Source organism: Streptomyces sp. CNZ301, from assembly GCF_004217425.1.
This window is the reverse complement of record NZ_SHLG01000001.1, coordinates 1,411,079-1,427,109: the sequence shown is the minus strand read 5'-3', so window position 1 is coordinate 1,427,109 and position 16,031 is coordinate 1,411,079. Positions and strand designations below refer to the sequence as shown.

Annotated in this window: 6 protein-coding genes and 1 pseudogene; 6 read left to right on the top strand and 1 reads right to left on the bottom strand. The window is 72.4% G+C overall.

Annotated features, from left to right (window positions below; genetic code table 11):
- The 5 genes and pseudogenes from EV375_RS06360 to EV375_RS06340 form a co-directional block, all read left to right on the top strand.
- The gene (locus EV375_RS06360; protein ID WP_130298577.1) at positions 1-7,875 is read left to right on the top strand and encodes a non-ribosomal peptide synthetase; all 7,875 of its coding nucleotides are present in this window, start codon (positions 1-3) and stop codon (positions 7,873-7,875) included.
- Between the two features lie 73 nt (positions 7,876-7,948).
- Positions 7,949-9,166 (top strand): FAD-dependent monooxygenase, encoded by a 1,218-nt coding sequence (locus EV375_RS06355; protein ID WP_130298576.1) that lies wholly within the window; start codon positions 7,949-7,951, stop codon positions 9,164-9,166.
- Between the two features lie 67 nt (positions 9,167-9,233).
- The gene (locus EV375_RS06350; protein ID WP_130298575.1) at positions 9,234-10,487 is read left to right on the top strand and encodes an acyl-CoA dehydrogenase family protein; all 1,254 of its coding nucleotides are present in this window, start codon (positions 9,234-9,236) and stop codon (positions 10,485-10,487) included.
- 6 nt (positions 10,488-10,493) lie between these two features.
- Positions 10,494-11,270, top strand: coding sequence for a thioesterase domain-containing protein (locus tag EV375_RS06345; protein ID WP_130298574.1), 777 nt, complete (start codon positions 10,494-10,496; stop codon positions 11,268-11,270).
- 265 nt (positions 11,271-11,535) lie between these two features.
- Positions 11,536-12,039 (top strand): annotated as a pseudogene (locus EV375_RS06340) (hypothetical protein); the annotation flags it as partial.
- A 52-nt stretch (positions 12,040-12,091) separates the two neighbouring features.
- Here EV375_RS06340 and EV375_RS06335 read toward each other — a convergent pair.
- Positions 12,092-14,380, bottom strand: a complete 2,289-nt coding sequence (locus EV375_RS06335) for a PI-PLC domain-containing protein (protein WP_486588321.1) — start codon at positions 14,378-14,380, stop codon at positions 12,092-12,094.
- A 351-nt stretch (positions 14,381-14,731) separates the two neighbouring features.
- Between EV375_RS06335 and EV375_RS06330 the strand changes: the two genes are divergently transcribed.
- Positions 14,732-15,889: a right-handed parallel beta-helix repeat-containing protein gene (locus EV375_RS06330; protein WP_130298573.1), complete on the top strand. Its 1,158-nt coding sequence runs from the start codon at positions 14,732-14,734 to the stop codon at positions 15,887-15,889.
- The last annotated feature ends 142 nt before the right edge of the window (positions 15,890-16,031 follow it).

Below are 16,031 nucleotides of genomic sequence, written 5' to 3'. Positions count from 1 at the left end.
GTGACGACCGAACGAGCGGAGCCGGGAGCCCTGGCGGCGCAGGAGACGGACCAGCCCTTCGTCCTGCCGATGTCCTCCGGCCAGCAGCGGTTGTGGTTCCTCGCGCAGCTGGACCCCGGCAGCGCCGCCGCCTACCTGGGCTACGGCGCGGCGCATCTGCGCGGCACCCTCGACCGCGGCGCCTTGCAGAGCGCCGTGGACGCGCTGGTGGAGCGGCACGAGACGCTGCGTACGAGCTTCGGCGTGCACGACGGCGAACCGGTGCAGTTCGTCCACGACGCCGGACCGCCCTGCCGCATCCCCGTGGGGGAACGGGACCTGACGGCCGCCGCCGACCCCGGCACCTCCCTCAAGGAGGCGCTCGCGCAGGAGACCTCCACCCCGTTCGCCGTCGACGAGGTCCCCCTCGCCCGGGTCACGCTGATCAAACTCACCGACGACGACCACGTACTCGTCGTCACCTTCCACCACGGCATCGGCGACATGTGGTCCGGCGCGGTGTTCGTACGTGAACTGGCCGCCTGCTACAAGGCGTTCCTCACCGGCGGTCGCCCGGACCTGCCGCAACTCCCCGTCCAGTACGGCGACTACGCCGAGTGGCAGCGCCGGCGGTTCGACAGCGGCGAGCTGCTGGGCCAGCTCGCGTGGTGGCGCATGACGCTGGAGGACCTGCCCGCACTGGACCTGGCCACCGACCGGCAGCGCCCCGCCGCACAGTCCTTCCGGGGCGCCACCCGCGTGGCGCACATACCGCCGGACGTCGTCGCCGAGCTCCAGCGGCTCGCGGGCGAGCGCCGCGCCAGCCTCTTCATGGTGCTGCACGCCGCGTACTGCCTGCTGCTGTCGCGCTACTCCGGGCAGGACGACATCCCCGTCGGCACCTCCGTAGCGGGCCGTGACAGGCCCGAACTGGAGAACCTCATCGGGATGTTCATCAACACGCTCGTGCTCCGCACCGACCTGGGCGGCGACCCGACGTTCGGCGAACTCGTCGACCGCTGCCGTGAGGTGTGCCTGGGCGCCTACGCCCACGCAGACGTGCCGTTCGAGCAGCTTGTACAGGAACTGCGGCCGGAGCGCGACCTGTCGAGGGCGCCACTGGCGCAGGCCATCCTCGTGCTGGGCAACACCCCGCCCGACGAACTCCGCCTGCCGGGACTGACGGTGGAGCCCGTGCCCGTCGATCCCGGCACGGCCAAGGTCGACCTGTTCCTCGCGCTCGTGCCCGACGGTGACGGCCTGCGCGCCGAACTCGAATACGACACGGCTCTGTTCGACGCCGCCACGGCGGACCGCATGCTCGACCACTTCTGCATGCTCCTGCGGGATGCCCCGGCCGCCGCCGGTGAACGCCTGTCGCGTCTGCCCTCGCTGCCCGAGGGGGAACTGGAACAGCTGCGGCAGTGGGGCAGGGGCGACACGGGCGCCCCGCCGCGCGAACTGCCCGTGCACCGCATGGTGGAGGAGCAGGCCGCCCGTCTCGGCGGCAAGTGCGCCGTCTTCCTCGACGAACAAGCCCTCAGCTACGACGAGTTGAACGAACGCGCCAACCGCCTCGCCCATCTGCTGCGCCGCCGCGGAGTGGCCCCCGGGGTCCGCGTCGGAGTGTGCACCGAGCGCACACCCGACCTCGTCGTGGCCCTGCTCGCGGTGCTCAAGTCCGGTGGCGCGTATGTGCCGATCGACCCCGAATACCCGCCCGAACGAGTCCGCTATCTGCTTCAGGACTCCGGCATCTCGCTGCTGCTCAGCCACCGCACGCTCGCCGGACGGCTTCCCCGGCACGGCGCCGGCACCATCCACCTCGACGACGAGCCCTGGCCCGCGGCCGGCGAGCCGCCCACGAACCCCGGACCCCTCGCCGGGCCGGACGACTTGGCGTACGTCATCTACACCTCCGGCTCCACCGGCAGGCCGAAGGGCGTGATGATCCCCCACGGGCGGCTGCCGAACCTCCTGGACTCCATGCGGAACGTGCCCGGCCTCGACCAGGACGACACGGTCGCCGCCACCATCACGCACGCCTTCGACATGTCGGTGATCGACCTCTTCCTGCCTCTGACCACCGGCGCGACCGTGGCACTCTTCCCCCGCGCCGACGTCGTCGACGGCGAACGGCTCGCGGCACGCATGACCGCCACGAAGGCCACCTACTGGCAAGCCACCCCGGCCGCGTGGCAGTTGCTGCTCGACACCGGCTGGCAGGCGGCACACCCCTTCCGCGGCCTGTGCGGCGCGGAGCCGCTCACCCCCGAGATGACAGCACGTATGGCCGCTGCCGGGGTCGAGGCATGGCAGGTCTACGGGCCCACGGAGACCACCGTGTGGGCGAGTTGCCACCGGGCGAGGGAGGGCGAGTCGCCCGTGCCTCTCGGACGGCCCCTGACGCACACCCGTTTCCGCGTACTGGACGGCGACGGGCGGCCCGTGCCGGTCACCGTCACCGGTGAGCTGTACATCGGCGGTCCCGGCGTCGCACTCGGCTACCACGGCCAACCGGAGCTGACCGCACACCACTTCGTGCCGGAACCGGGAGACTCCGGCGCCCTGATGTACCGGACGGGCGACCTGGTGCGCTACCGCAGCGACGGGCGTCTGGAGTTCGTCGGGCGTGCGGACTCCCAGGTGAAGATCCGCGGGTTCCGCGTCGAACCCGGCGAAGTCGCGGCCGTGCTGCGCGAACACGACGCGGTACGCGAGTCCGTCGTGGTCCTGCGGGAGGACACACCCGGGGACCGCCGGCTCACCGGGTACGTCGTGCCCGGCACGACGACCGACGACCCGGGCCGGCTCGTGGGCGATCTGAGGGAGTGGGCGCTCGCGCGGCTGCCCGAGTACATGGTGCCCGCCTCCCTTGCCGTACTGGAGGCCATGCCCAGGACCCCCAACGGCAAGGTCGACAAGGCCGCCCTGCCCGTCCCGGACGGCGCCGCGCGTGCCTCGGCGGACGGCTTCACCGCGCCCCGTACCGCGACCGAGGAGTACATCGCCGGCCTGTGGAAGGAAGTGCTCGGCGTCGAACGGATAGGCGCCGACGACGACTTCTTCGCCCTCGGAGGGCACTCGCTGCTCGCCGGGCGGGTCGTGGGCAGACTCAGCAAGCGCTTCGGGCGCCGTGTCCCGGTCCGGGTGCTGTTCGACAGGCCCACGGTCGCCTCCCTCGCGCAGGAACTCGACGGCTCCGGGGAGGAGCAGGCAGCTCCCGCCCGGAAGGCGCAGGAGTCCCGGGAAGCGCAGGAGACCGAGCGCGAGACTCCGGACCAGGCTTCCCCGCCCGCCCCGGACGGGGCCGACGCCCCGGCAGGGACCGGTGCCGGTGCTCAGGGCGGTGCGGCGAAGCAGCGGGAGCAGGCTCCCCAGCCCGACCCGGACGGCCCCGCACCGCTGCCGCGCCTCGCCGCGCCCGGCGAGGACGCCGTGCTGCTGCCCGCCTCACTCGGACAGTCGCGGCTGTGGTTCCTCCACGAGCTCGACCCCGGCAGCACACGGGCATACCTGATGTCCGCCCAGGTCGAACTGGACGGCCCCGTCGACGAGCCGGCGCTGACCGATGCCCTGGGCCGCCTCGCCGAGCGGCACGAGACCCTGCGTACGGCCCTCGTAGAGAAGGACGGGGAACTGCGGCAGGCGGTACACCCGCATGTGACCGTCCCCCTGGACCGGATCGACCTGCGCGGTGCCGGGGACGGCGAGCGTGCGCGGGAGACGGAACGCATCCTGCGGGACGCCGCCACCCGCCCCTTCGACCTCGCACGGGCGCCCCTGATGCGTGCGACGCTGCTGCGCACCGGGGAGGAGAGCCGCGTCCTCTCGCTGGTCTTCCACCACGCAGTCTGCGACCGGTGGTCCGTGTCGGTCCTCGTGCGCGAACTCGTGACGCTGTACGAGTCCCGGCTCGCCGGAGCCGAACCGGCCCTTCCGGCGCTGCCCGTCCAGTACGGCGACTACGCGGACTGGCAGCGCCGGCAGCTCACCGCCCCGGAGACGGAACGCCAACTCGCCTACTGGAAGGAGACGTTGCGCGATCTGGCGCCCGTCGAGCTGCCCGCGGACCATCCGCGGCCACCGGTGCAGACCTTCCGCGGCGGCGTTCGCTACCGGCCCGTCCCGGCAGCCGTGATGCGCGGGTTGGAGAACCTTGGCGCTCGCGCGGGCGCCACGCTGTTCATGGTGCTGCTCGCCGCGTTCGACGTCCTGATCCAGCGCTACAGCGGGCGGCAGGACGTGGCCGTCGGATCGCCGGTCGCGGGCCGCGGACGTCCCGAGTCGGAGAACCTCATCGGCTTCTTCGTCAACAACCTCGTGCTCCGCACCGACCTCTCCGGCAACCCCGCCTTCACCGAGTTGCTGGCCCGCGTACGGGAGACCTGCGTAGGGGCCTACGCACACCCCGACGTCCCCTTCGAGCGCCTGGTCGACGAGGTCGGCGCGGCACGCGATCTGTCACGGACCCCGCTTTTCCAGACGGTCTTCTCCTTCGGCAACGTCGAGGTGCCGCAGGTTCGCATGGGGGACGCGGACGTGCGTCCCTTCGACATCCACTCGGGCACCTCCAAGTTCGACCTCGTACTGGAGATCGTCCCGCGCGGGGACGGTTGGCGGGCCGCGATGGAGTACAACACCGACCTGTTCGAACCGGCCACCGTGGACCGGATGTTCGACCACTACCTAGAACTGCTCCAGGCGGTGGCGCAGGCCCCCGAAGCCCCCCTCTCCGGGCTTCCAGGCCTCCCCGAATCGGACCGCGAGCACCTCCGGTCCTGGTCGCGGGGCGAGGTGCGGCCGGTACCCGAGGTGCCGGCGCATGTGCTCTTCGAGGAGCAGGCCGCCGCCCGTCCCGACGCGGCGGCGCTCAGCAGCGGCACCACCACCGTCACCTACGGGCAGCTCAACGCCCGCGCCAACCGCCTCGCCCGGCGGCTTCGTGGCCTCGGCGTCGGCCCCGGCACCCTCGTCGCCCTCCTCACGGGCCGCTCGGTCGAGACGTACACAGGGATACTCGCTGTGCTCAAGGCAGGGGGCGCCTATGTGCCGGTCGACCCCGGATACCCGCCCGAGCGGATCCGCTTCATGCTCGCCGACTGCGCGGCGCCGGTCGTACTCACCCGGTCCGTGCTGCTCGACCGCCTCGGGGACCGCCCCGACGGCGAGCAGCCGGCGACGACCGTGCTCGTCGACGAGGAGCCGCCGGAGGCAGAAGAACGGGACGACGAGCAGAACCCCCGACCGCTCGCCGGACCGGACGACTTGGCGTACGTCATCTACACCTCCGGCTCCACGGGCCGCCCCAAGGGCACGATGATCACCCATCGTTCGGTGGCCGATCTCCATCTGACCCGCGACCTGATCGGCGTCGGCCCCGGCGACCGGATGCTGGCGTTCGCCTCCACCAGCTTCGACGCCTCCGTGTGGGAGTGGGTCATGGCGCTGCTGGGCGGAGCCTGCCTCGTGGTACCGGACGCCGAGGCGACCCTCGCGGGCGAGGACCTGGCGGCCGAGGTGCGCTCCGGCGGAGCCACGGTCGCGCTCTTCCCCCCGTCGCTGCTGGCGCTGCTCGACCCGGACGAACTGCCCTCGCTGCGTACGGTCGTCTCCGGCGGAGAGGACTGCCCGGCGGCGGTCGCCGCCCGCTGGGCGGCACACGTCCGGCTCCTCAACGCCTACGGCCCCACCGAGATCACCGTCTACGCCACGCTCGCCGGGCCCCTCGCCGGCGACCGGCACCCGCCCATCGGCCGTCCGGTGCCCAACGCCGTGCTCCAGGTCCTCGGCTTGGACGGGCGTCCCGTGCCGGTCGGCGTGCCAGGCGAACTGCATGTGGGAGGCCCCGGCGTCGCACGCGGCTATCTGGGCCGTCCCGAACTGACCGCCGAGCGCTTCCTGCCCGATCCGGACCGCCCCGGTGGCCGTCTCTACCGCACGGGCGACCTCGTGCGCTGGCTGCCCGGCGGCGAGTTGGAGTACCTGGGGCGCGAGGACGACCAGGTCAAGATCCGCGGTTTCCGCATCGAGCTGGGAGAGATCGAGGCGGTGCTGCGGACGCACGCGGCGGTGCGGGACGCGGTCGCCGTGGTCCGCGAGGACGTGCCGGGCGACCCTCGTCTCGCGGCGTACGTCAGCACGGGTCCGGGCAGCGGCGGCACGGGGACCGGCGGTGCGAAGGGTGAGGAGAGCGCGGAGGCCGCGGACGCCAATGATTCCGTGCACGGCGAACTCACCGCCGAGCTCTATGAGTTGGCGCGTGACCGCCTGCCCGAGTACATGGTGCCCGCCCATCTGGCCGTGCTGCGGGAGTTCCCCCGTACCCCGAGCGGCAAGACGGACCGCGCCGCCCTGCCCGCGCCCGGCACGGTGCGCACGGTAGCCGCACGCTCCGGCCATGTGACGCCTTCGACACCGGCCGAGGCGCACATCGCGCAGCTCTTCGCGCAGGTCCTCGGCGTCGGACGGGTCGGCGCGCACGACGACTTCTTCGAACTCGGCGGCAACTCGCTGTCGGCCACGCGACTGCACGCGGCCGTACGCGACGCCTGGCCGGGGGCCGCGCCGCCCCTGCGGCTGCTGTTCGAACGTCCGACCCCTCGTGCGCTGGCTGAGGCCGTCGCAGGGGACGACGCAGGGGACGAGAGCCCGGACCCGGCCGAGGACGTGGTCCTGGACCCGGCGATACGGGTGGAGGGGACCTGGGAGTGGAACCCCGACCCGCGGGCGGTGCTGCTGACCGGAGCGACCGGCTTCCTCGGCGCGTTCCTGCTCGACGCGCTGCTGAAGAGCACCCGAGCCGAGATCGTCTGCCTCGTAAGGGCGGAGACACCGGACAAGGCCCGGGAGAAACTCGCCGGCCATCTGCGCGACCTCAAGCTGTGGGACAGGTGGGACGGGACGACGCGGGACCGGATAAGGGCGCTCCCCGGCGACCTCGCCGAGCCCCACCTCGGGCTCGGGCACGACGGTTTCCGCGAACTCGCCCACCACGTCGAGGAGATCCACCACAGCGGAGCGGCCGTCAACTTCGCCAAGCCCTACGCGGCCCTGCGGCGGACCAACGTCGGCGGTACGCAGCAGATCCTGCGGCTGGCGTGCACGGGCCCGGTCAAGCCCGTACACCATGTCTCGACCCTCTCCGTGTTCACGCTGCGCCGCGAGGGCGATCCGCCCGCGCGCGAGGACGAACTGCCCGCGGAGGCACCGCCTGCCGAGAACGGCTACAACCAGAGCAAGTGGGCGGCCGAGCAGATCGTCGCCCTGGCGCGTGAACGGGGGGTGCCGGTCTCGGTCTACCGTCCCGGCCGTATCGCCGGAGACAGCACCACGGGGGTGTGGCGCGCCGACGACGTCTTCACCCACATCCTGCGGGCGTGCGCACTGGTGGGCTCGGTCCCGGCGCTGGACTTCAGCACCGACATCGTGCCCGTCGACCACATCGCACACGTCGTCGCACAGGCGGCCCGCAGCCGCGAACACCTCGGCAGGACCTACCAGTTCGGCGGCACGGAGCGGCTGCGCTTCGAAGGGGTGCACAGGGCGCTGCGGCTGGCCGGGCACCCGGTGCGCCGTGACAGCTTCGAGGACTGGTACGAGGCGTGCCGCGACTACGCCGACCGGCACCCCGGCAGCGAACTCGGGCCCACGCTCTCGCTGTTCGGCAAGCGGGTCGAGGATGACCGCAGCGGGCTGCGGGAACCGGTCTTCGACACCGCCAACACGCTTCGGGTGACGGGCGGCCGCCGCCCGCCGGCGGTGGACGACGCACTGCTCGGAAGCTACCTGCGCGAACTGACGACCGCCGGTTTCCTGCCGCCGCCGCCCCCGCAGGCCCCACCTTCGGCGCGGCCCCCGGGAACGACCTCGGCCGGACGGGCCGACGGCGCCTGAACCGCCGTACACCGCCGGGCACTTGGGGACCGCCCCCTCCCGGACCTGCCACCCGCCACGCGAAAGGCATGAGATGACAGCCAAACCCACCGTTCTCGTCGTCGGCGCAGGCATCGGAGGGCTGACGGCGGCACTCGCCCTGGGCCGCCAGGGTTTCCCTGTACGCGTGTACGAGCGGCGCAGCGGCCTCCGCGTCGAGACCAGCGGCACCGGCGTGACGATCTGGAGCAACGCCACCACCGCACTGGCGGCGCTCGGCGTGGAGAAGCAGCTCTTCGAATACGGCGTCCCCATCGAGCGGAGCCGGGTGATGACGGAACGCGACGTGTCCGTCATCCGCACGCCCGTGCAGGAGTTCACCGCCCCCGGCAGCACCCCCGGCGTCACCATCGCCCGCGGCGACCTCGCCCGGATCCTGACCGAGGGGTGCGAAGACCTCGACGTGGAGGTCCACTTCGGGGCGAACATCACGGGCTTCTCGTCCGGAGAGAAGCACGTCGCGGTCGGTTTCGACGACGGCTCCCGGGCCGAGGGCGACGTGCTGATCGGTGCGGACGGACTGAAGTCCGGGGTGTCCGGCATCGCCGCAGAACTCTTCGGCATCTCCGAGCCCGTCTACACCGGCGTCACCACCTACCGGGGCGTCAGCGACAGCGCCTGCGGCGTCCCGAAGGGCACGGTGCACCTCTTCCAGACACGTCACGGCGTCAACGGCGGCGCCTGGCACATCGCGGACGGCCGCGTCACGTGGACCATCGGGCACCCCGCCGCTGAGGGCGGCGAGGACGCGCCCGGCACCCGCCGGTCCCACGTCATGGAACTCGCCGAACGCTTCGAGGGCCCGCCGCGCCGCCTCGTCGAGAACACCCCCGAGGAGCGGCTGCTGCGCACCGACCTCTTCTACGGCGAGTGGCGTGACCACTGGAGCAAGGGCCGCGTCACGCTCCTCGGCGACGCCGCGCACGCCGTGACGACCGTCCTCGGACAGGGAGCCTGCCAGGCCATCGAGGACGGCGTGGTCCTCGGCGACGAGATGGCCGCCTCTCCCGGCGACCCCGCGGCGGCACTGCGCGCCTACGAACAGGCACGGCTGGAACGCGTCCGCTGGGTGCGGGACACGATCTTCAAGGTCGCCGGCGCCCCGCAGGTCGACAACCGGCTGCTCAGGCCGCTGTTCCTCCGCATGACCACCTTCTTCGCCCACCGCGGCCAGGAGGCCATGTGGCGCGGCCTTCAGCAGCCGCCCCGGCTGCACCACACGTCAGCCGTGAACGCCGCGGGCCGCTCGTGACCGCGCCCGTGACCGCGCCCGCGAAGCGCCCCGACCGCCCGTACCGCCGACCGTGAGAGGACACCGGATGCCGACACCCGAACCGGGGGAGTGCCCCCAGGCGCTGACGACGCTGCCGGAACCGGCACGGGCCTGGCGTGAGAAGGTCCGCGACTTCTGCCGGCGGTCCGTCGCCCCGCGCGCCCGTGCGATGGACGTGGCGGGCCGGCTCGACGAGGGCCTCGTCAAGGAGCTGTTCGACGAGGGCCTGATGGGCATCGAGATCCCGGAGGTCTACGGAGGAAGCGGCGGCGACCTCTTCCAAGTGGTGCTCGCCATCGAGGAGATCGCCCGCCACGACCCCGCCGCCGCCGTCTTCGTCGACGTGCAGAACGCCCTGGTCGTCAGCGCTCTGCTGCGGCACGGAAGCGGCGACCAGAAGCGCCGTCACCTGCCGCGGCTCGCCGGCGGCCAAGTGGGCGCGTACGCCATCTCGGAGGAGCATGCGGGCAGCGACGCCTTCGCGCTGGAGACCCGGGCGGAGCAGCGGGACGACGGGTTCGTCATCAACGGCCGCAAGCGCTGGATCACCAGTGCCGCCGAGGCCGGCCTCTTCCTGGTCTTCGCCCGCACCGAGAAGGGACCGCCGGGGTCGGCCCCGGGCCTCGGCGCCTTCCTCGTCGACCGCGAAACGAGCGGTCTCAGCATCGGCGAACCGGTGCCGAAGATGGGCATACGCGCGAGTTCCACCTGCGAGGTCGTGTTCGACGGCGTCCGCGTCGACCGGGGGAGCCTGATCGGGCGCCCCGGCGACGGCGGCGTACTGATGGTGGAAACCCTGGACATCGGCAAGCTCGGCATCGCCGCCCAACTCGTCGGCCTCGCCGACGGAGCCCTCACCCACGCCCTCCGGCACGCGGAGGAACGGGAGCAGTTCGGCACCAGAATCATGGACTTCCAGGGGGTGCAGTTCCCTCTCGCCCGCACGGCGGCCGAACTGGAGGCGGCCCGCGTGCTGTTGTACAACACCGCGCGTCTGCTCCAGAACGGGGCGCCGCAGGCCGAGCGGATCAAGGCGACCTCCATGGCCAAGTACATCGCCTCCGCCGTGGCCGAACGTGCCGCGTCGCAGGCCGTGGAGACCCTGGGCGGCGCCGGGTTCGCCGGCGATCACCCGGTGGAGAAGCTCTACCGCGACGCGAAGATCGGCTCGATCTACGAGGGCACCTCCAACGTCCAGTTCAAGACGATCGCCTCCCTGCTGACACGGCGGCAGGACGGCACCGGGGCACGTCCGGACCGCGAACACCCCCGTAACGACTCCGCATTCAGGAAGGACTGAGCGGCGATGGCGCACGACACCGATCCGCGACGGGGTTCGGTGGCCACTTCCCACCCCGCCGCCCCCGCCACACTGCAACTGTTCTGCTTCCCCTACGCGGGAGGCTCCGCACGTCTCTACGCCGACTGGGACAGCGGACTTCCCCCGCACGTCCGCGTACGCCCCGTCGAGCCCCCCGGCAGGGGCAGGCGCTTCCGCGAGGCCCCGCACGACCGGATCGAGCCGCTGGTCGCGGATCTGCTGCCCGAACTCGCCGCGGCGCGCAACTCCCCGTACGCGCTGTTCGGTTACAGCCTCGGGGCGCTCGTCGCCTTCGAACTCGCCCGCACCATGGAGCAGCGCCACGGACGCCCTCCCGTGCACCTCTGCGTGGGCGCCTTCCGCGCACCGCATCTGCGCCGTACGGCCGTTCCCGACTACGACCTGCCCGAGCCGCTCTTCCGCGAACGGCTGCGCTCCTTCAACGGCACCCCGGAGGCGGTGCTCGCCGACGAATCGCTCATGGAACTGATGATCCCCATCCTGCGCGCCGACCTCGCCGTCGCCGACACCTACCGCTTCAGCGAGGACCGCCCGTTGAGCTGCCCCATCACAGCCTTCGCGGGCAGCGAGGACGGAGAAGTCGACGTCTCGTCGGTGGCCGGGTGGCGGCGCCACACCAGCGCGGGATTCAGCCTGAAGGTGATCGAAGGCGATCACTTCTTCCTGCACGAGAGGCAGCCGGAGATGCTGCGGTACCTGTCGGAGATCCTTGCCGACGACGCGGAGAAGGCACCCGGCTGAACACCTCGCGCCGAAGGCGCCGGACGCCGCCGATCACGCAGGACGCCGCCGAAGGCGCCGGGCGCTGCCGAAGGCGCCGGGTCGGCACCCTGCTCCTGTCCGGCACCCCTTGTCCTGCCCGACGTCCCGCCCCCGGCCATCCCCCGCCGCTGACCGGCCGAGGCCGAAGGCCCCCCTCGATCCACCCGCAGGGATGTGATTTCGTCGGCACGTGCAAGGCGCTCACCCCACACATCGATCCACGCTTCGATCGGAGACGGCAACCATGCCCTCTGCCACGAGGTCGCCCCGCCGTGCGGGGCTCGCCCTGCGCGGGTGGTCGCCGCGCCGCTGGACCGCGGCCGCCTGTGCGGCCGCCGGCACCGCACTGCTGGTGGGTCTCCCCACCGCCGTCGTGCCGAGCCCGCTGTTCTCACGGGCCGTTGCGGTGCAGTGGTGGAGCTACCCGGCGCTGGCGCTGACCGCCGTACTCGGGGGAGTCGTGCTGGCCACCTACGTCAGGGACCCGAAGACCCGCGCGCCCGGCCCCGACGTCCCCGAGCCCGAGGCGGGCCGCCGCCTCGGCTCCGTGGGCGGCGTACTGTCGTTCGTCGCCGTGGGCTGCCCCGTGTGCAACAAGCTCGTACTGCTCCTGCTGGGCACCTCGGGAGCGCTCAGCTACTGGGCGCCCTTGCAGCCCTTTCTCGCCGTGGCCTCCGTGGTGCTGCTGGCCGAGGCCGCTCTGCGCCGCCTCTCGGCCATGGAGGTGTGCCCCGTCCCGCAGGGAGCCGAGGCGGCGGCCACCGAGGCATCCGCGGGTCCGCACCGCGGCGTGCGGCCCTTCAGCGGGCGCGTGCGGCGCGTGCGGCGTTGAGGGCGGCCACGGCACCGCTTGCGTCGCCGACGTTGGCGAAGTCGACGGCGACGAAGTTCACGGGACGGCCGCGTTCCGCCCCGCAGCGGCGGGCGCGGTCCATCACGAAGTCCTTGGCGTTGACCTGGCCGGCGTCGAGGCGGCTGCCGCCCGCATCGGTGATGAAGTGGTTGAGCAGGAACAGCCGTTTGCCGGTGCCTCCGCGGTTGGCTGCGCAGCTCATCTTCGCGGGTTCGGGGAAGTCGTACCTGGTCTCCATCCCGTACTCGTAGAAGCCGCGGTACCAGGGCGCCGGTCCTCCCGACCCCTCCGAGAAGACGACCAGCCGCTTGTTGTCGGCGACCATCTCGCCCAGCGTCGGCCAGGGCGCCTTCGGGTCGCGGTCCGGGGTGAACAGCAGGTCCTGGAGGCCCGCCTTGCGGAAGGCGGAGGCCGTCTGCTCGCCGGAGATGCCGTTCTGGACGATCAGCGTGACCACCTCACCGGGGTGCTGGTCGAGCCATGTGCGGATCTCGCGCAGCGTGTCGACGAGGGGAAGCGCGCCGGCGCGGCAGACCGCGTGGCACAGCCACGGACCGGGCCGCGAGGGGCCCGTCCGGTCGATGATCTTCGCGACGTTCTCCCGCATGCCTGGCGCGAAGTCGGACAGCTTCAGCCGGTCCGCGACCTGCTCGGAGCGTTCCCACAGGTGGGTGTCGACGAGCAACGCGCGGGCGCCGTCGTCCAGTTGGGTCTTGATGTCGCCGTCCTGGAGCGGGCTGATGAACCGGTCGGCCGTCGAGGACATCGAGTTGTGAGTGGCCAGATAGGCAGCCTGGTCGTACCGAAGGTCGCACAGCTCGGCCGATCCGTTGCAGTACGGCTTCTCCGGTCCGCCGGCCGCGGCCGGGGCGAACACGACGCCGAGCACGACCGAGGCCGCGACGGCTGCCGCGGAGATGCCCACCAGACGTGTGCGTGTACGCCGGGTCAGCGCTCTCAGCGTCTTGCGCAGGGCCCGGTGCCGTTCCCGTACGAAGGTGGCGGCCACCAGCAGTGCCCCGGCGGCGAACGGCACGGCGGCCGCGGACAGACCCGCCGCCGTAAGGGTGGTGAGGGCGTTGTGCTGCACGTCCTCGACCAGTCGGGCCAGTGTCGTCGGCCACGCCGCGGGAGGCTGCCAGAGAAGGCCGTCGGCACTCCAGCGCACCGCACAGAACACGGCCGCGGGTACCGCGCCGCCCGCGGTGAGGAGCCAGCCGACGGTTCGCAGCCGGCGTGTGTGCCGCGCCGGCGGGCCTGACACCCACAGGAACGCGAGGGCGAGGAATCCGGCGACGACGGCGAGCGTCTGCGCAGGGCCCTGCGTGAAGCGGGTGACGTCGCGCGCGGACTCCAGTGCGCCCGTGTCGAAGTCCGCGTTTCTCAGGTCCCGTACGACGTTCCAGCGGCCGCCGTCGGCCATGCGGAGCAGGTCACGACGGCTCTTCTCCTCGCCGCTGTCGGCCCTGCTGCCGGGAAGATGCGGTCCGGCGGCCGCCAGGGCCGTGCCGGTGTCACCGACCGCGAGCGCCCCCTCGACCTGCGGCCTCAGCGACTCCCGCTCGTCCTCGGGCACCCCGGACAGCAGTGCCGAACTCACCTTCTTCACGGCCCGGTCGCTGAGCTCCACCTTGGGCAGGTCCGCCGGCTTGCGTCCGGCCGCGACGCTGTCGAGGGCCTTGTCGACGCGAGCGAGCGCCGCCGACACGTCCGCCTCCGGCGCGGCCCGGTTCCCGGATGTCAGGTCGCCGAGGTACACCTGCGCGAGCTTGCCGACGTTCGCCATCACCGGCCGCAGATTCACCGACACCCCCAGGGCGTCGGAGTCACCGCGGAAGTAGCCGGCCAGTGAGGCGATCTGCTCGTCCGTCAGCTCCCGCACGGTGGCCGGGGGCAGCACCGTCTTCAGGTTGGCCGTCACCACGGGCTCCGGAACGGGCAGCCGGGACAGCAGGCTCCTGGTGACCGGACGCGAGCGCGGGTCGACGAGTACCTCGTCGTACAGCCGGTCGTACGCCCGCTCGTCGTCCAGCACGCCCTGGTAGTAACCGCGCTCCAGCACCGTGGCGCGCAGCGTCGCCGCGCCGACGAGTGCCGTCACGCACACGACCGCCACGAGGCACGCCAGCACACGTACGGGCCCCACCCATCGCGCGTGCCGCCACGCCGCGGGGTGAGCGCGGTGCAGGAACGTGCTGCGCACAGCGGGGCTGCGCACAGCGCCTGGCGCGGCCATCGTCCGCCCTCCAGCTCTCCGGGTCCGGCGAGTGGGAAGCCCCCTGGTGAAAGAGCCCCGGCCGGGCCGTGTGCCCGAAGGCGGCCGGACTCATGCGGCTTGCCCCCCGGCGGCGCAATCGCGCGCGGCAGGGGCCGGGCCCCTCCGCCCCCGGGCCCGCGACCGGTCCGGTCGGTCGACGTCCCGCGCGGCCCCGCCTTCAGGAACCCGGAACCCGGAACCCGGAACCCGGAATCCGGAATCCGCAGGGAGGCGCACCCTCGGGCATTCGGCGCACTCCGCCGTGCTCCGCCCGCCATGTCTGCCCAGCGTTTCGACGTCAGCACTCGGAGCAGCTGAGCAGGAGGCCCCATGCCGTCCGTCGCCGTGCGCACCCTGGGGGCCTTCGCCCTCGTGTCGGCTCTGACCGTACTGCCGGCCGGTACCGCGCAGGCCGACAGTGACAGGACCAGGGCCGTGCCCTGCCACGACAACGCCGCCCTGATCGCAGCGGTGCAGGAGGCCAACGCGGCGGGCTCGGGGACCATCAGCCTCGCGAAGGGGTGCACGTACCGGCTGAACCGGGTCTTCCCCGGAAACTACGGCGACAACGCGCTGCCCGGCATCACCGGCCGCATCACCGTCGAGGGCAACGGCGCGGTGCTCGCACGGGCCGGCTCGGCGCCCGACATGCGCATCGTCGAGGTCGCCGGAGGCGGCTCCCTCACCTTGAAGGACGTCACGCTGCGCAACGGCAAGCTGAGCCCCGAATTCTCCTTCGGCGGGAACGCCTTCGTGGGGGCGCCCAGCGCCCGTCTGGAACTGGTGCGCAGCGAGGTCACCCGCGGCTTCGCACGGTGGGGCGGCGGCATTCTCAACGACGGGCCGCTGACGGTGCGTTCCAGCCGGATCACGCACAACTCGACCAGCAGCGGCGGGGGCGGCATCTGGAACCGGTGGACCCTGAACATGACGGGCAGCAGGGTGGCCGGCAATGCGGGTACGGAGGTCGGCGGCATCGTGACCGGCGGTTCCACCCCGGCACCCACGGCCACGGCCACCGTCCGGCGGAGCACCGTGGCGGGCAACCGGGGGGCCGGGGTCGGGGTCGACGTCAACATGACGACCCATCTGATCGACAGCGTGGTGACACGCAACAAGGGGGACGAGGCGCTCGCAGGAGGCGGGGTGTACAACGAGGGTTCGACGACGCTGACCGGAACCCGCGTCTCGCGCAACCACTCCGCGAGCGACGGCGGCGGCATCTTCAACAAGAAGTCGCTGCTGCTCAGAAAGTCCGCGGTGGTGGAGAACGTCGCCGAGCGGTCCGGAGGCGGCATCTACAACGCGCCGCCCGGGGAGGTCTCGCTGTGGCGCAGCGTCGTCAGGGGCAACCGCCCCGACAACTGCGCGCCGCCGAGGGCGTGTTCCGAGCGGCGGAAGCCGGAGCGGCCCGCGGAACCCCAGCGGCCCGGGAAGTCCGGGCATGCCCAGCAGTCCGGGCAGTCCGGGCACTTCGAGCAGGGCTGAGGGCAGCCCTTCGTCAGGCACCGGGACCGGGCTGTCGGCGGCCGTGGAGCGGGTCACCCCCGATGTACGCGTCGGCACGTACGCGTCGGCACGTACGCGTCCGTACGTACGCGCTCACGTTCGCCGAAGATCCGCCTGCCCC